Consider the following 16,007-nt stretch of genomic DNA (forward strand, 5'->3'; position numbering starts at 1 on the left):
TCAGGCATCCTCCGAGGGCGGAAGCGAAGCGGCCACCAGGAGTGGCCGAGGAGAGAGTGACGATGACCGAGGCAGGCGGGTCGACCGGCCCGTTCGGCGCAGCACACGCTCGGTATGCACCCGGTACACCCTGCTGGGTGAGTCTCATGGCGCACGGGTTGACCGCGACGCAGGACTTCTACGGTGGGCTGTTCGGTTGGGAGTTCCAGCCCGGTCCGCATCAGCTCGGCCCCTACATGCGGGCGCTGCTCGACGGACAGGAGGTGGCCGGGATCGGTCAACTGGCCCCGGACCGCCATCTGCCCGTCGCCTGGACGCCCTATCTCGCCTCGGACGACGTGGACACGACCGCCGAAACGGTCCGGCTGTGCGGCGGCACGATCGGGGTCGGCCCCTTGGACGCCTCCGCCGCCGGACGCCTGGCGATCGGCTCCGACCCCTCCGGCGCCGTCTTCGGCGTCTGGCAGGCCGCGGCCCACATCGGCACCGGCATCACCGGCGTGCCCGGCACCCCCGCCTGGTACGAGCTGACGACCTTCGAGACCGCGGGCGTCCGCAAGTTCTACGAGACGGTGTTCGGCTACGACGAGGAGGCGGCCGTGTCCGCCGACTTCGACTACGTGACGCTGAACGTCGCCGGCCGCCCGGTCGCCGGCATCCACGGCGTGGGGCCCGCACTGCCCCGGGACCAGGGGCCGCACTGGACGACGTACTTCGAGGTGGCCGACACGGACGCGGCGCTCGCCCAGGTCGTCGGCCTCGGGGGGCACGTCCTAGAGCCGGCCCGGGACAGCGCGCACGGGCGCGTGGCGACCGTGGCCGACCCCGAGGGGGCCCGGTTCTCCCTGCTCCAGGGAGTGCGGTGAGGGGCGGTTCCCGGAGCCGGTCCTAGACCTGCTGCACCGGCAGCACGTCCGGCGACAGGGCTGCCGCCCGGGCCGACGCCGAGGTCATACGACGCCGGTGGTGGCGTCGGCACAGCACCTCGTAGCCGACCGTGTCCGCCTGGTCGACGTCGCCGACGACGACCTGCGCGCCCTCGACGACCATCACCCCGCCCACCGTGCGTGCGTTGTGCGTGGCTCGGGCGCCGCACCAGCACAGGGCCTCGACCTGGAGGACCTCCACGCGGTCGGCGAGCTCGACGAGCCGCTGGGAGCCGGGGAACAGCTTGGAGCGGAAGTCGGTGGTGATACCGAAGGCGTAGACGTCGATGTCCAGGTCGTCGACCACGCGCGCGAGCTGGTCGATCTGCTCCTCGGCGAGGAACTGCGCCTCGTCCGCGATCACATAGTCCGCGCGGCCGCCCTGCGAGAGGTGGTCGACGAGGGAGGCGTACAGGTCCTGACCGTCCTCGACCTCGACCGCGTCGGTGACCAGGCCGAGCCGGGAGGACAGCTTGCCCTCGCCCGCCCGGTCGTCGCGGGTGAAGATCATGCCCTGCAGCCCGCGCGCGGAGCGGTTGTGCTCTATCTGGAGAGCCAGCGTCGACTTCCCGCAGTCCATGGTTCCGGAGAAGAACACGAGCTCGGGCATGGGGAGTCGAACGCCTTTCGGTGAAGGTGGATCAAGGGCGGAGCAGGGGCGGAGCAGGGGTGGGACAGCGGTGGAGCAGAAACGGTTCTGGGAGGGTTCCGGGACCTCAGGAGCGTACTTCGAGCAGGGGCACCAGCTGCTCGGCAGGGGTCATCGAACCGTGGTTGCCGACCATCGCCGACTCCTTGGGCTCCCGCTCGGAAGCGATGATCAGGACGTCGTCCCGGGCGGCCGCGATCACATCGCCGAGGCGGGCGTGCACCCGCTCGTCGACCTGGGGTCCGAACCAGCCCGCGGCGATCGCCTCGTCCCGGGAGGCCACCCAGAACTGTTCGCCGAGCACCTCGCGCCAGCAGGTCAGGACGTCGTTCTCGGCGCCCGGCACGGCGTAGACATGGCGGGCGCGGCCCTCGCCGCCCAGCAGGGCGACCCCGGCGCGCAGTTCCCAGTCCGCGTCGAAGTCGATGCGGTGCTCGTCGTCGAAGGGCACGTCGACCATGCCGTGGTCGGCGGTGACATAGAGCGCGCTGCGCGACGGCAGTTGCTCGGCGAGGCGCTGGACGAGCCGGTCGACGTACATGAGCTGACCGCGCCAGGTGTCGGAGGCGACGCCGTAGCGGTGCCCGGCGCCGTCGAGTTCGGCGTAGTACGTGTAGACGAGGGAGCGGTCGCCCGCGGCGAGCTGCTCGGCGGCGAGGTCCATGCGCTCCTCGCCGGTCAGCCGCCCGTGAAACGTTCCGCCGCTGAGCGCGACCTTGGTCAGCGGGGTGTTCTGGAACGTGGGGGACGACACCTGGGCGGCGTGCACACCCGCCTCGTGGGCGAGCTGGAAGACCGTGGGATACGGCTGCCAGTCGGTCGGCGAGGTCCACGGCTGCCAGCGGAGCTGGTTCATCAGCGCGCCGGTGTCCGGGTTGCGCACGGTGTAGCCCGGCAGGCCGTGCGCGCCGGGCGGGAGTCCGGTGCCGACGGAGGCGAGGGAGGTCGCGGTGGTCGCCGGGTAGCCGGCGGTGAGCGGACGTCCGGTGCCGCCGCGCGAGCTGCCGAGGAGCGCGTGCAGATACGGCGCCTCTTCGGGGTGGTCCTTGATCTGCTCCCAGCCGAGGCCGTCGATCAGGAAGACGCAGTTGCGGTCGGCCGGGGCCAGCTCGCCGATCGCCGCGGTCGTGCCGGGTACGCCCATGCCCGCGGCCAGCGTGGGCAGCAGGTCGGCGAGGGAGCCGGAGCCGTACTCGGGGACGGGGGCGGAGCCGACGGCGAGGGGTTCGGGGAAGTCCCAGTGGGTGGACTGCGCCATCAGCGGGTTACGTCCGCGGTGGCCTCGGAGAGCGACTGTGCGAAGACGAGCGTCTGGCGCACCGTCTCCGGGCCGTCCCCCGCCTCGCTGACGCGCAGGCTGAGGTCGTCCGCCGTCGAGTTGCCGGTGTAGCCGTGATCGGCGTCGCAGTTCGGGTCGCCGCAGGCGGCCGGTTCCAGGTCGATGCGGGAGACGGCGCCCCAGCCGATGGTCAGCACGACCTCGCGCGGCAGGGTGCCCGGCGCGTACGACTCCGGGTTGGCGACCACGCGGCTGAGGACGACCGAGGAGATCCGGCCGAGCTTCACCGACTCGGTGGACGTCGTGGCGTACGGCGTCGGGGAGGTGGTGTCGGCGGCCTGCTCGTCGGTGTGGCTGACGATGAAGCGGTTGCCGGTGAGGACCAGCACGGTCACATGCCGGCGCACCTCGTTCTGGTCGAACGTGGTCTCCTGGTGGACCAGGTACGACCGGATCGGCTCGCCGCCCACGGCGGCCTCCACCGCCTCGGCCACGAGGGCCGGGTAGTAGCCGCTGCGCTCGATCGCCGCGCGCAGCCCCTGGGTCGTCGTACTGGTCTTGGCCATGCCCTCCATCCTACGGGGACCCACTGACTGCGAGGCACCGGTCCACGACCGCTTCGGTGGGCCGGCGGCGTCCTCGGGCCCATCCGTCACCGCTGTGGAGGCCGCGCCCGCGGTGCGACACGCTGCCCGGGCTCCGGGCCCCCGCGCGCGTGCCGGAGAACGAGCTCCCGGACGATCTCCGGCCGGTCGGCCGGCACGAGGCAGGAGACGGGTTCCGGCCCGCCCGTGTCCGCCTCGAACTCGACCACTACGGAAGGGCGTTCGCCGGGGGCGTTTCCGGGGGGCCTTTGCCGGGGCACCTTTGCCGGGGAGCCGGTCCAGCCGCGACAGCCCGTCGGGCGGGGGCTCCCGGAGCACGGGAAGCGAAGAAGGCGCCGAGCAGCGCAGAGGGGAGGAAGGAGGTGGCCGCCGGGGACGCCGGACGCCGGCACAGCGCGATCAGGCTCCCCTGGAAGGCGAGGTCGGCGGCCCGGGCCGCCGACCCGAACGCTCGCCTCAGTACGTCGGCAGGGTCCTCGGTCCGAGGTCGTCGCGCGCGGGCGGGGGCGCGAGGCGTATGGACGCGCCCAGGACGCTCAGTCCGTGCGGGGCGACGACGACCGGCTCCAGTGTGACCGCGACGACCTCGGGGTGGTCGTCGACCAGCCGGGACACCCGCAGCAGCAGCTCCTCCAGGGCGGGGGTGTCGACGGGCGTCGAGCCGCGCCAGCCGAAGAGGAGCGGGGCGGTCCGGATCGAGCGGATCAACGAGGCCGCGTCGCGGTCGGTGACCGGGACCAGCCGGTGCGCCATGTCCCCGAGCAGCTGCGAGGCGGCCCCGGCGAGCCCGAAGGAGAGCACGGCGCCGGCCGCCGGGTCGATGACCGCGCGGAGGACCGTGTCGACCCCGCGCGGCGCCATCGCCTGGACGACCGGGCGGAGCTCCTCCGGACTGCCGAAGAGCTCGGTCAACTCGGCGTACGCCCTGCGCAGTTGCTCCTCGTCGGCGAGGTCGAGGCGGACGCCGCCCAGGTCGGCGCGGTGGCGCAGGTGCGGGGCGGTCGCCTTGAGGGCGACGGGGTAGCCCAGGGCGTCTGCGGCCCGCGCGGCCCCGTCGGGGGTGGGCGCGGGGATCGCCCGGCGGGTGCGGATGCCGTAGCGGCCGAGCAGCTCGCAGGTCTCCTCGGTGCCGAGGGTGAGGCCCTGCCCGCGCGCGAGGAGCCCGCCGATCAGTTCGGCGGCGCCCTTCTCGTCGATGTCCTCGTACTCGGGCACCTTGCCGGGGTCGGCCGCCTCGCGCCGCCACTGGGCGTACTTCACGGCTTCGGCGAGGGCGCGGACGGCGCGTTCGGCGGCGGGGTAGGCGGGGATGAGGTGTGCTCCCTCGGGCGCCTCGACGGCGGCGGGCTGCGGTGTCCCGGCGTCCTGCGTCGCCCCGCGCGCGCGTGGGGTCGTCTCCGTGCGCGGTGCGGTGCTCGTCGCGGCGGACAGCGCCGCCGCGAGGCCGCCGAGTTCCACGTGCACGACGAGCACCGGTTTGGCGGGCGCCGCGGCCGCGGCCGAGCGAAGGGCCTGGGCGAGTTCCCCGTCCCCGGGCGTCGCCTCGCCGATCGCCGGGATCGCCGTCACGACCACCGCGTCGCACGTCTCGTCGGCCAGCGCCCGCGCCAGTGCGGCGTGGAAGTCCTCCGCCGACGCCTCCGTCGTCAGGTCCAGCGGGGGCAGCGGACGCAGCCCCTCGGAGAGGCAGGCGTCGTACGTCAGTTGCCCCAGCGATTCGGAGTTGCCGAAGATCGCGACCCGCGGTCCCGTCGGCAGCGGCTGGCGGGCCAGCAGCAGGCCGGCGTCGACCAGTTCGGTGATGGTGTCCACCCGGATCACGCCGGCCTGCCGCAGAAGCGCCGACACCGTCGCGTGGGGCAGCCGCGTCGCCCGCACGGTGTGCCCCTGGGGGGCGGAACCGGCGCCCTGGACGACCACCAGGGGCTTGGCGGCCGCCGTGCGTCGTGCGAGGCGGGTGAACTTGCGCGGGTTGCCGATGGACTCCAGGTACATCAGGGCGACGTCGGTGTCGGGATCGTCGTACCAGTACTGGAGGACGTCGTTGCCGGAGACGTCCGCGCGATTGCCGGAGGAGACGAAGGTCGACACGCCGGTGACTCCGGTGACGCCGCCGCCGCGCCGGTGGAGCCGGGAGAGCAGGGCGATGCCGATGGCCCCGGACTGGGCGAACAGGCCGATCCGGCCGGGCCTCGGCATCTCCGGGGCGAGTGAGGCGTTGAGCTTCACCTGAGGGGAGGTGTTGATCACCCCGAACGCGTTGGGGCCGATGATCCGCATGCCGTACGCGCGCGCGTGCCGGACGAGTTCGCGCTGGCGCTCGCGCCCTTCGGGACCGCTCTCCGCATAACCGGCGGAGAGGACGACGAGTCCCTGCACGCCGTGTTCGCCGCACTCGGCGACGGCCTCGGGCACCTGCTCGGCCGGGACGGCGACGACCGCGAGGTCGACGGGTTCGGCTATGTCGCGCACCGAGCGGTGCGCGGGCACCGAGTCGAGTTCCTTCAGGTCCTCGGGGAAGGCCTTGTTCACGGCGTACAGGCGGCCGGTGAAGCCGGCTTCCCGGAGGTTGCCGAGGACGCTCCGGCCGACGCCGCCCGGGGTGCGGCCGGCGCCGACGACGGCCACCGAGCCGGGCGTCAGCAGTCGTCGCACGGAGTGGGCCTCGGCACGCTGCTCCCGCGCGCGCTGCACGGCGACGGAGCGCTCGGTGGGTTCGAGGTCGAACTCCAGGCGGACGACGCCGTCCTCGAAATGGCGCTGCTGGGTGTAGCCGGCGTCCGTGAACACCTTGATCATCTTGGTGTTGGCGGGGAGCACCTCGGCGGCGAAGCGGCGGATGTCACGCTCGCGTGCCACGGCCGCGATGTGTTCGAGGAGCGCGGAGGCGACACCGCGCCCCTGATGGGCGTCCTGCACGAGGAAGGCGACCTCGGCCTCGTCGGCGGGCGCGGAGGCAGCCATGCCGTCGGCACCAATCCGGTCATAGCGTACGGTTGCGATGAACTCGCCGCCGATGGTGGCCGCGAGTCCCACCCTGTCCACAAAGTCGTGGTGCGTGAAGCGGTGGACGTCCTTTGCGGACAGGCGCGGGTAGGGCGCGAAGAAGCGGTAGTACTTCGACTCGTCCGAGACCTGCTCGTAGAAGCTGACCAGGCGCTCGGCGTCATCAACGGTGATGGGGCGGATGCGTGCGGTGCCGCCGTCGCGCAGCACCACGTCGGCCTCCCAGTGGGCGGGGTACTCGTGCCGGTCCGACGCGCTCTGCATGGGGCCCAGAGTACGGCTCGCGTACGACAACGGCGCGAGGCAGTCTGTGGAGGACGCACGTCGGATCGAGGCCGCGATCCGACGACCACGTCGGGACGGGACGCATGGACCGTCCCTCCCACGCTTCACGTGTGGAACACTGGTCTAGACAACCTGAGACACTGAAGGGCAGCATCACATGGCTGAGCGCCGCGTCAACGTCGGCTGGGCCGAGGGCCTTCACGCCCGCCCCGCTTCCATCTTCGTCCGGGCCGCCACGGCCGCAGGTATCCCCGTGACGATCGCCAAGGCCGACGGCAACCCCGTCAACGCGGCCTCCATGCTGGCCGTTCTCGGCCTGGGCGCCAAGGGCGGCGAGGAGATCGTCCTCGCGTCCGAGGCCGAGGGCGCGGACGCTGCCCTCGACCGGCTCGCGAAGCTGGTCGCCGAGGGTCTCGAGGAGCTCCCCGAGACCGTCTGAAAACCCTGACGGCGCGCTGCCTTAAAGTCGTCGTCCCGCAACACCGAAGGGCTCGTCCGAATTGTCGGGCGAGCCCTTTGAATTTCCCGCTTATGGGCAGCAGAAATAGCGCCCCACGAATTAACTCCTCTTTGTATACGGCCCCCGTGTTAATGCCGCAGACCCGTCATGTTTACGGGAGGTTGCGAAGTCCTCACACGGTCGACGCGCTCCACTCCGCCGGAAAAGCGCAGCCGGTGCACGGCCGTCGCGCGCTCGGTGTGCAGCGCCGTGACCGCACGCGCGCGCTCCCCGTCGCCGCGCGCCACCGCGTCCACGATCGCGCCGTGCTCCCCCCAGGACTCCACCGGGTCGGCCGGAGCGTCCACCACGTACATCCAGGCGATCTTGTGGCGCAGCTGGGTGAGCATCGAGGTCAGGGCCTGGCTTCCGGAGGCCTGGGCGAGCGTCTCGTGGAACCAGCCCCCCAGGGAGCGCAGATCCTCGCTGTTGCCCCTCCTGGCCCGCTCCTGGCCCAGCCGGACGAGACCGCGCAGCACCTTCAGATGGGCCTCGGTGCGCCGCTGGGCGGCCCGGGAGGCGCCGAGCGGCTCCAGCAGCATGCGCATCTCCAGCAGGTCCGCAGCCTCCTGCTCGGTCGGCTCGGCGACGCACGCGCCCGCGTGCCGCCGCGTGACCACGAAGCCCTCCGCCTCCAGCGTGCGCAGCGCCTCCCGGACGGGCACACGGGAAACGCCGTAGCGGCGGGCGAGGAGTTCCTCCGTGAGGCGGCTGCCGCGCTCGTAGACACCCGCGACGATGTCGTCCCGGATGGCCGTGCACACCGAGTGCGCCGGAATACGCATGACGGACCTCCGCCTTAATCCCCGTGAAACGTCGACGATTGACGTGTGTTCCGTGACTCTATTGCAATCAGCGGGAATTTCCGATGGCGGACTGGAATCCGTGCATATTTTTTGGACAACAGGATCTCGAAAACGACGAAAGCCCCGGCCGGGAGGGCCGGGGCCGAACGATCTGTCGCCGTGCGTCGTCAGACGTTCACGCCGTGCTTGCGAAGGTAGGCGACCGGGTCGATGTCCGAGCCGTACTCGGCGGTGGTGCGGGCCTCGAAGTGCAGATGCGGGCCGGTGACGTTGCCGGTCGCGCCGGACAGGGCGATCCGCTGGCCCGGGGTGACCTGCTGCCCCACCGACACCTCGATGGACGACAGGTGACCGTACTGGGTGTACGTCCCGTCGTTCATCTTGATCACGACCTCGTAGCCGTACGACCCGCCCCAGCCGGCCTCGACGACGGTGCCCAGGCCGACCGCGTGCACGGTGGTGCCGCTGGCCGCGTGGAAGTCGATGCCGGTGTGGCTGCCGGAGGACCACAGGGAGCTGCTGGCCTGGTAGCCGGTGGACACGTAGGAGCCGGTGATCGGCAGCACGAAGGCGTTGAGGCGCTTGCGCTCGGCCTCGCGGGCGGCACGCACGCGTGCCTCGCGCTCCTCCACCGCCTTCTTGGCGGCGGCCTCGCGGGCGGCCTGCTCGAAGGCTGCGTGCTTCTGCACGGCGACCTGGTCGTCGAGCTGCTCGGCGACGGACTCGCCGACCGTGACGACGGGGATCAGCCCGGTCTGCTCGGGCGTGGGCTCGGCGGCGAGGGCCGGAGTGGAGGCGACGGTGGCCATGACACCGGTGGTGGTGAGCGCCGCGACACCCGCCGCGCGAACAGTGGTCCGCTGCATCCGGCTGGGCCGACGGTGCTTCCCGGTGGCGTAGGTGATCGCCAAGACAGGGGTGTCCTTTCCTTCCCTCTCGCCTACCGGGTTAGCTGACGGGTTCGGAGCAGGAAGGTCTCCTACGGACCCCCTCGCGTTCACGCGGGCGTCCGATTCACCCCAGGGACTTCACAAGTGGGTCCCCGGCTCCCCTGGCTCGCGCCGTACGGGGACTCGGCGATGACTGTCCGGTGCCGCGGCTGCGGCGCACTGCCTGACGAACAGCCCGCACGAAGCTAAGCGGGGCCGGTTTCAATCCTCAAACGAATCCCGGTTTTTGTAGCGCATCCCACAGGGCAGACAGGCAACCTCCGCCCCAATTCGGACATCTAGCGGCCCTGGTGACGCTTCCGTCGACCAGGGCCCCTACACGCGCGTGCCGTTGCCGGGTCCGCTCCGTGACTGCTCCGCGGCCTACTCCGCGGACACGACCTTCACCTCGCCGATGCCGAGGGCCTCGACCGGCGCCTTGATCTGGGCCGCGTCGCCCACCAGAACGGTCACCAACCGGTCCACCGGGAAGGCGTTCACGGCCGCCGCGGTGGCCTCCACCGTGCCGGTCGCGGCGAGCTGCTGGTACAGCGTCGCCTGGAAGTCGTCGGGCAGGTGCTGCTCGACCTGGTCGGCCAGCGTGCCCGCGACGGCCGCCGCGGTCTCGAACTTCAGCGGCGCCACCCCGACCAGGTTCTGCACGGCGACGTCACGCTCGGCGTCGGTCAGCCCCTCGGCGGCGAGGGTGCGCAGCACCTTCCAGAGGTCCTCGAGGGCGGGACCGGTGTTCGGGGTGTCCACGGAGCCGCTGATGGCGAGCATCGCGGCGCCGGAGCCGTCCGGGGCGGACCGCAGGACCTGCCCGAAGGCGCGGACGCCGTACGTGTAGCCCTTCTCCTCGCGCAGGACGCGGTCCAGGCGGGAGGTGAGGGTGCCGCCGAGGCAGTACGTGCCGAGCACCTGCGCGGGCCACACGCGGTCGTGCCGGTCGGCGCCGATACGGCCGAGCAGCAGCTGCGTCTGGACGGCGCCGGGACGGTCCACGATGACGACCCGGCCGGTGTCGTCGGCGGTCACCGGCGGCACCGGCCGCGGCTGGGCCGAGGAGCCCGTCCAGGCGCCCAGGGTGTCGCTCAGCAACGCGTCCAGGTCGACGCCGGTGAGGTCGCCGACGACCACGGCGGTGGCCGTGGCGGGGCGGACGTGCTTCTCGTAGAAGCCGCGCACCGCCGCGGAGTCGATCTTCTCGACCGTCTCCGCCGTGCCCTGGCGCGGGCGGGACATGCGCGCGGTGGCCGGGAACAGCTCCTTGGAGAGCTCCTTGGCGGCGCGCCGGGAGGGGTTGGCCAGCTCGTGCGGGATCTCGTCCAGCCGGTTGCGGACGAGGCGCTCGACCTCGCTGTCGGCGAACGCGGGCGCCCTCAGGGCGTCGGCGAGGAGGCCGAGGCCCTTGGGCAGGCGCGAGGCCGGCACTTCGAGGCTGAGCCGGACGCCGGGGTGATCGGCGTGCGCGTCCAGGGTGGCGCCGCAGCGCTCCAGCTCGGCGGCGAACTCCTCGGCGGAGTGCTTGTCGGTGCCCTCGGAGAACGCGCGCGCCATGATCGTGGCGACGCCGTCGAGGTCGGCCGGTTCGGCGTCCAGCGGCGCGTCGAGGAGGATCTCGACGGCGACGACCTGCTGGCCGGGGCGGTGGCAGTGCAGGACCGTCAGACCGTTGGCGAGCGCGGCGCGCTCGGGCGCCGGGAACGCCCACGGCTTGGCCTCGCCGGCCCGGGGCTGGGGGTGGAAGTCCATCGTGGCGAGCTCGGTCACCGGGCCGCCTCCTCGTTCTCGTCCTGGTCGGCGGGGGCTTCGGCGGCGGTCGGCTCGTAGACGAGCACCGCGCGGTTGTCGGGGCGCAGACGGGCCTTGGCGACCTCCTGCACCTCCTCGGGCGTCACGTCCAGCACCCGCTGGACTGCGGTCAGGGCGAGCTGCGGGTCGCCGAACAGGACGGCGAACCGGCACAGTTCGTCGGCGCGGCCGGCGACCGTGCCGAGCCGGTCGAGCCACTCGCGCTCCAACTGGGCCTGGGCGCGTTCCATTTCCTCGTCCGTGGGGCCCTCCGCGGCGAACCGGGCGAGCTCCTCGTCGATGGCCGCCTCGATGACGGGCACCTCGACATCCCCGGACGTCTTCACGTCCAGCCAGCCCAGGGAGGGGGCCCCAGCGAGCCGCAACAGGCCGAACCCGGCCGCCACAGCCGTACGGTCACGGCGCACGAGGCGGTTGTAGAGCCGGGAGGACTCGCCGCCGCCGAGGACGGTGAGCGCCAGGTCGACGGCGTCGCACGCACGCGTGCCGTCCTGCGGCAGTCGGTAGGCGGCCATCAGGGCGCGGGCCGGCACCTCCTCCTCGACGATCTCGCGCAGCTGCTCGCCGATGACCTCGGGCAGCGAGCCGTCGCGCGGAGCGGGCTTGCCGTCGTGGCCGGGGATGGAGCCGAAGTACTTCTCGACCCAGGCGAGGGTCTGCGCCGGGTCGATGTCGCCGACCACGGACAGGACCGCGTTGTTGGGCGCGTAGTACGTGCGGAAGAACGCCCGCGCGTCCTCCAGGGTCGCCGCGTCCAGATCGGCCATGGAGCCGATCGGCGTGTGGTGGTAGGGGTGGCCGTCCGGGTAGGCGAGAGCGGTCAGCTTCTCGAACGCGGTGCCGTAGGGGACGTTGTCGTAGCGCTGGCGGCGCTCGTTCTTGACGACGTCGCGCTGGTTCTCCATCGACTCGTCGTCGAGCGCGGTGAGCAGGGAGCCCATGCGGTCGGCCTCCAGCCAGAGAGCGAGCTCCAGCTGGTGGGTGGGCATGGTCTCGAAGTAGTTGGTGCGCTCGAAGCTGGTGGTGCCGTTGAGCGAGCCGCCCGCGCCCTGGACCAGTTCGAAGTGGCCGTTGCCCTTGACCTGGCCGGAGCCCTGGAACATCAGGTGCTCGAAAAGGTGAGCAAGGCCGGTACGCCCCTTGACTTCGTGGCGCGAGCCCACGTCGTACCAGAGGCACACCGCCGCGACGGGGGTCAGGTGGTCCTCCGAGAGCACCACGCGCAGGCCGTTGGCCAGGCGGTGCTCGGTCGCTGTCAGGCCCCCGGAGCCTGCCTGGGCTGTGGCGGTGTGACCCATGGGCATGTACGTCCCTTCCGATCGCGGACGCGGTCGTCGAAACCGCGGTTTTCCTGCCGGTCCTGCCACTGTATGCAAGCGTGCGGACGGTCCGCGAAGTTCCCGGGCGACATACGCCGAGAGCGAGATCGCGTAGCCTGCGGGCAGCCGTGGAGGAGGTGCCTCTGCGTGCGGGGCCGGACCGCCCACGCCGGGTCCACGCCCGCGCTGTCAGTGCCACGGTCCACAATGGTCCGCGTCAGATCCCGTCACACGCCCCAGCAAGGAGCCGGCAGCGATGGCCCGCCGCAGCACGAAGACCCCGCCGCCCGACGACTCGTACGAGGAGCGGATCCTCGACATCGACGTCGTCGACGAGATGCAGGGCTCCTTCCTCGAGTACGCGTACTCGGTCATCTACTCCCGCGCCCTACCGGACGCCCGTGACGGCCTCAAGCCGGTGCATCGCCGCATCGTCTACCAGATGAACGAGATGGGCCTGCGCCCGGAGCGCGGCTATGTGAAGTGCGCCCGTGTCGTCGGCGAGGTCATGGGCAAGCTGCACCCGCACGGCGACGCGTCGATCTACGACGCCCTGGTGCGCATGGCCCAGCCCTTCTCCATGCGCGTGCCGCTGGTCGACGGCCACGGCAACTTCGGCTCGCTCGGCAACGACGACCCGCCGGCCGCCATGCGGTACACCGAGTGCCGCCAGGCCCAGGCGACGAGCCTGATGACGGAGTCGATCGACGAGGACACGGTCGACTTCACGCCCAACTACGACGGCCAGGAGCAGGAGCCGGTGGCGCTGCCCGCCGCCTTCCCGAACCTGCTGGTCAACGGCGCGTCAGGGATCGCGGTCGGCATGGCCACGAACATGCCGCCGCACAACCTGGGCGAGGTCATCGCGGCCGCCCGCCATCTGATCCGCTACCCCGGCGCGGATCTGGACGCCCTGATGAAGTTCGTCCCGGGACCCGACCTGCCGACCGGCGGCCGGATCGTCGGCCTCTCCGGCATCCGGGACGCCTACGAGAACGGCCGCGGCACCTTCAAGATCCGCGCCACGGTCGCGGTGGAGACGGTGACGGCCCGCCGCAAGGGTCTGGTCATCACCGAACTGCCGTTCACCGTCGGCCCCGAGAAGGTCATCGCCAAGATCAAGGACCTGGTCGGCTCGAAGAAGATCCAGGGCATCGCCGACGTCAAGGACCTCACCGACCGCGCGCACGGCCTGCGCCTGGTCATCGAGATCAAGAACGGCTTCGTGCCGGAGGCGGTCCTGGAGCAGTTGTACAAGCTGACGCCCATGGAGGAGTCCTTCGGCATCAACAACGTGGCGCTGGTCGACGGCCAGCCGCTCACGCTGGGCCTCAAGGAGCTCCTGGAGGTCTACCTCGACCACCGCTTCAACGTGGTGCGCCGCCGCAGCGAGTTCCGGCGTACCAAGCGCCGTGACCGGCTGCACCTGGTGGAGGGCCTGCTGACGGCGCTCGTCGACATCGACGAGGTCATCCGGCTGATCCGCTCCAGCGAGAACAGCGCGCAGGCGAAGGAGCGCCTGATGGAGCGCTTCTCGCTGTCGGAGATCCAGACGCAGTACATCCTGGACACCCCGCTGCGCCGGCTCACCAAGTTCGACCGCATCGAGCTGGAGGCGGAGAAGGAGAGGCTCAACGCGGAGATCGCGGAGCTGACCCGGATCCTGGACTCGGACGCGGAGCTGCGCAAGCTGGTCTCGGCGGAACTCGCCGCGGTGGCGAAGAAGTTCGGCACCGAGCGCCGTACGGTCCTGCTGGAGTCCTCGGGCTCCACGGCCACCGCCGTGCCCCTGCAGGTCGCGGACGACCCCTGCCGCGTCCTGCTGTCCTCCACGGGCCTGCTGGCCCGCACGGCGAACGGCGAGCCCTTCGCGCAGGACGAGGACGACCGGCGCACCAAGCACGATGTGATCGTCTCGGCGGTGCCGGCCACCGCGCGCGGGGAGATCGGCGCGGTCACGTCCTCGGGCCGGCTGCTGCGGATCAACGTCGTCGACCTGCCGCAGCTCCCGGACACGGCGTCGGCGCCGAACCTCTCGGGCGGCGCCCCGCTGGCGGAGTTCGTCTCCCTGGAGGGCGACGAGACGGTGGTCTGTCTGACCACGCTGGACGAGTCGTCCCCGGGTCTGGCGCTGGGCACGGAACAGGGTGTGGTCAAGCGGGTCGTGCCCGACTACCCGACCAACAAGGACGAGCTGGAGGTCATCGCCCTCAAGGACGGCGACCGGATCGTCGGCGCCGTCGAGCTGCGCACCGGTGAGGAGGATCTGGTCTTCATCACCGACGACGCCCAACTGCTGCGCTTCCAGGCCGCGCAGGTGCGCCCGCAGGGCCGTCCGGCGGGCGGTATGGCGGGCATCAAGCTGATCGAGGGCGCGAAGGTGATCTCGTTCACGGCCGTGGACCCCGCGGTGGACGCGGTGGTCTTCACCATCGCGGGCTCACGCGGAACCCTGGACGACTCCGTCCAGACGACCGCCAAGCTCACCCCCTTCGACCAGTATCCGCGCAAGGGGCGCGCCACCGGCGGTGTGCGCTGTCAGCGGTTCCTCAAGGGCGAGGACTGCCTGTCGCTGGCCTGGGCGGGCCCCGTCCCGGCCAAGGCGGCGCAGAAGAACGGCCTGCCGGCCGACCTCCCGGAGATGGACCCACGCCGTGACGGTTCGGGCGTGTCGCTGGCGAAGACGGTGTCGGTGGTGGCCGGGCCGGTCTAGGCCTCGTCCGGAGGATCCAGCAGGTCCCCGTCCTCGACGGGAGCCTGTACGTAGCGCAGGACGCCCCACATGCCGTGCTCGTCGGCGTGCGGGGCGTCGCTCGTGCACGCGTCGAGTTCCTTGGCGAGGGCGGCGGTGTCGATGCCGGAGCCGATGAGGACGAGCTGGGTGAGACGGGCGTCGGCGGCCGCCCAGGGCTCCGGGTAGAAGCGCAGAAAGGGCCCGACGGCGTGCACGGCGTACCGGTTGGCCGGGTCGTGCGGGCCGAAGTCGACGTACCCCTTGATCCGGTAGAGCCCCTCGGGCCTGCTGTCGAGGAACTCCATCGACCGGCGCGGGTCGAGGGGGACTTCGGAGCGGAAGGAGAGGCTGTCGTAGGCGGTGTGGAGATGGTCGGCGTGACCGTCCCCGGCATGGTCGTGCAGGTCGTCGAAGGAGAGCTGCCCGACGCGCTCCTCGCTCGGCCGGCAGTCGAAGAGGAGTTCGGCGTCGATACGGCCGTAGGTGGCGGGTACGACGGCGGCCCGGTCGGTGAGGGAGCGGACCAGCGCGAGGACGCGGTCGGCGTCGGGCGCGCGGTCGAGCTTGTTCACCACGACGAGGTCGGCGAGGGCGAGGTGCCGGTCGATCTCGGGGTGCTTCGCGCGGGTCTCGTCGAACTCGGCGGCGTCGACGACCTCGACGAGCCCGCCGTAGACGATCCCCTGGTGGTCGCTGGCCAGGACCATCCGCACGAGTTCCTGAGGCTCGGCGAGGCCGCTGGCCTCGATGACGATGACGTCGATGCCGGCGGAAGGCCTGGCCAGCCGTTCGAGGTAGACGTCGAGTTCACTGGCGTCGACGGCGCAGCACAGGCAGCCGTTGCCGAGGGAGACGGTGGAGTCGCCGAGCGCGCCGGCCACGGCCATGGCGTCGATCTCGATGGCGCCGAAGTCGTTCACGATCGCCCCGATGCGGCTGCCTCCGCTGCGGTGCAGGAGATGGTTGAGCAGGGTCGTCTTGCCGGAGCCCAGGAATCCGGCGAGCACGACGACCGGGATCTGCTGCGGACTGCGGCTGTGCGACACGTGCGACCTCTCTGACACGCCGCGCGTGCACCGGCTCGCGGCCGGGCGCGCGTGCGAGGAATGAATGCGGTCCCAGGATACGAGCCGGAGGAAACCCCGCGAAGTGAAC

General features: G+C 71.7%; 12 protein-coding genes and 1 riboswitch. Of the genes, 3 read left to right on the forward strand and 9 right to left on the reverse strand.

What is annotated here, in order from left to right:
* Nucleotides 1-62 precede the first annotated feature (62 nt).
* Complete coding sequence (locus tag ABZ725_RS23015) at nucleotides 63-866, forward strand: VOC family protein (RefSeq protein WP_358804448.1); 804 nt, start codon at nucleotides 63-65, stop codon at nucleotides 864-866.
* A 22-nt stretch (nucleotides 867-888) separates the two neighbouring features.
* Here ABZ725_RS23015 and ABZ725_RS23020 read toward each other — a convergent pair whose 3' ends face one another.
* From ABZ725_RS23020 to ABZ725_RS23035, 4 genes are all read right to left on the reverse strand, one after another.
* Nucleotides 889-1,536 (reverse strand): thymidine kinase, encoded by a 648-nt coding sequence (locus ABZ725_RS23020; RefSeq protein WP_351909609.1) that lies wholly within the window; start codon nucleotides 1,534-1,536, stop codon nucleotides 889-891.
* A gap of 106 nt (nucleotides 1,537-1,642) precedes the next feature.
* Nucleotides 1,643-2,833, reverse strand: coding sequence for a nucleotide pyrophosphatase/phosphodiesterase family protein (locus ABZ725_RS23025; RefSeq protein WP_358804449.1), 1,191 nt, complete (start codon nucleotides 2,831-2,833; stop codon nucleotides 1,643-1,645).
* On the reverse strand, nucleotides 2,833-3,429 hold the full coding sequence (locus ABZ725_RS23030) for a DUF5998 family protein (RefSeq protein WP_358804538.1): 597 nt from the start codon (nucleotides 3,427-3,429) through the stop codon (nucleotides 2,833-2,835). Before ABZ725_RS23030 ends, ABZ725_RS23025 begins: the two co-directional genes overlap by 1 nt.
* Before the next feature lie 486 nt (nucleotides 3,430-3,915).
* On the reverse strand, nucleotides 3,916-6,729 hold the full coding sequence (locus ABZ725_RS23035) for a GNAT family N-acetyltransferase (protein ID WP_358804450.1): 2,814 nt from the start codon (nucleotides 6,727-6,729) through the stop codon (nucleotides 3,916-3,918).
* 178 nt (nucleotides 6,730-6,907) lie between these two features.
* Between ABZ725_RS23035 and ABZ725_RS23040 the strand changes: the two genes are divergently transcribed.
* The gene (locus ABZ725_RS23040) at nucleotides 6,908-7,189 is read left to right on the forward strand and encodes an HPr family phosphocarrier protein (protein WP_351909603.1); all 282 of its coding nucleotides are present in this window, start codon (nucleotides 6,908-6,910) and stop codon (nucleotides 7,187-7,189) included.
* A 149-nt stretch (nucleotides 7,190-7,338) separates the two neighbouring features.
* On the opposite strand, the gene ABZ725_RS23045 is transcribed toward ABZ725_RS23040, so the two are convergent.
* The 4 genes from ABZ725_RS23045 to ABZ725_RS23060 form a co-directional block, all read right to left on the reverse strand.
* Nucleotides 7,339-8,034, reverse strand: a complete 696-nt coding sequence (locus tag ABZ725_RS23045) for a GntR family transcriptional regulator (protein ID WP_351909601.1) — start codon at nucleotides 8,032-8,034, stop codon at nucleotides 7,339-7,341.
* Between the two features lie 188 nt (nucleotides 8,035-8,222).
* Complete coding sequence (locus ABZ725_RS23050; RefSeq protein WP_351909599.1) at nucleotides 8,223-8,966, reverse strand: M23 family metallopeptidase; 744 nt, start codon at nucleotides 8,964-8,966, stop codon at nucleotides 8,223-8,225.
* Between the two features lie 11 nt (nucleotides 8,967-8,977).
* A riboswitch (cyclic di-AMP (ydaO/yuaA leader) is annotated at nucleotides 8,978-9,144 on the reverse strand.
* Between the two features lie 224 nt (nucleotides 9,145-9,368).
* Complete coding sequence (locus tag ABZ725_RS23055) at nucleotides 9,369-10,757, reverse strand: pitrilysin family protein (protein WP_358804451.1); 1,389 nt, start codon at nucleotides 10,755-10,757, stop codon at nucleotides 9,369-9,371.
* Nucleotides 10,754-12,097 (reverse strand): pitrilysin family protein, encoded by a 1,344-nt coding sequence (locus tag ABZ725_RS23060; protein WP_358804452.1) that lies wholly within the window; start codon nucleotides 12,095-12,097, stop codon nucleotides 10,754-10,756. Before ABZ725_RS23060 ends, ABZ725_RS23055 begins: the two co-directional genes overlap by 4 nt.
* 277 nt (nucleotides 12,098-12,374) lie before the next feature.
* Here ABZ725_RS23060 and ABZ725_RS23065 point away from each other — a divergent pair, with 277 nt between their 5' ends.
* Nucleotides 12,375-14,831 (forward strand): DNA topoisomerase IV subunit A, encoded by a 2,457-nt coding sequence (locus ABZ725_RS23065; RefSeq protein WP_358804453.1) that lies wholly within the window; start codon nucleotides 12,375-12,377, stop codon nucleotides 14,829-14,831.
* Here the strand turns inward: ABZ725_RS23065 and ABZ725_RS23070 are convergent.
* Complete coding sequence (locus tag ABZ725_RS23070) at nucleotides 14,828-15,898, reverse strand: GTP-binding protein (protein ID WP_358804454.1); 1,071 nt, start codon at nucleotides 15,896-15,898, stop codon at nucleotides 14,828-14,830. The two genes, ABZ725_RS23065 and ABZ725_RS23070, sit on opposite strands and share 4 nt — an antisense overlap.
* Between the last annotated feature and the right edge of the window lie 109 nt (nucleotides 15,899-16,007).

It is taken from the genome of Streptomyces sp. NPDC006872, from assembly GCF_040635845.1.
Lineage (GTDB): Bacteria > Actinomycetota > Actinomycetes > Streptomycetales > Streptomycetaceae > Streptomyces.

Excerpts from the sequence above, each read along its gene's own strand:
- ABZ725_RS23015 (WP_358804448.1), top strand. The coding sequence starts at position 63 with ATGACCGAGGCAGGCGGGTCGACCGGCCCGTTCGGCGCAGCACACGCT.
- ABZ725_RS23020 (WP_351909609.1), bottom strand. The coding sequence starts at position 1,536 with ATGCCCGAGCTCGTGTTCTTCTCCGGAACCATGGACTGCGGGAAGTCG.
- ABZ725_RS23025 (WP_358804449.1), bottom strand. The coding sequence starts at position 2,833 with ATGGCGCAGTCCACCCACTGGGACTTCCCCGAACCCCTCGCCGTCGGC.
- ABZ725_RS23030 (WP_358804538.1), bottom strand. The coding sequence starts at position 3,429 with ATGGAGGGCATGGCCAAGACCAGTACGACGACCCAGGGGCTGCGCGCG.
- ABZ725_RS23035 (WP_358804450.1), bottom strand. The coding sequence starts at position 6,729 with ATGCAGAGCGCGTCGGACCGGCACGAGTACCCCGCCCACTGGGAGGCC.
- ABZ725_RS23040 (WP_351909603.1), top strand. The coding sequence starts at position 6,908 with ATGGCTGAGCGCCGCGTCAACGTCGGCTGGGCCGAGGGCCTTCACGCC.
- ABZ725_RS23045 (WP_351909601.1), bottom strand. The coding sequence starts at position 8,034 with ATGCGTATTCCGGCGCACTCGGTGTGCACGGCCATCCGGGACGACATC.
- ABZ725_RS23060 (WP_358804452.1), bottom strand. The coding sequence starts at position 12,097 with ATGGGTCACACCGCCACAGCCCAGGCAGGCTCCGGGGGCCTGACAGCG.
- ABZ725_RS23065 (WP_358804453.1), top strand. The coding sequence starts at position 12,375 with ATGGCCCGCCGCAGCACGAAGACCCCGCCGCCCGACGACTCGTACGAG.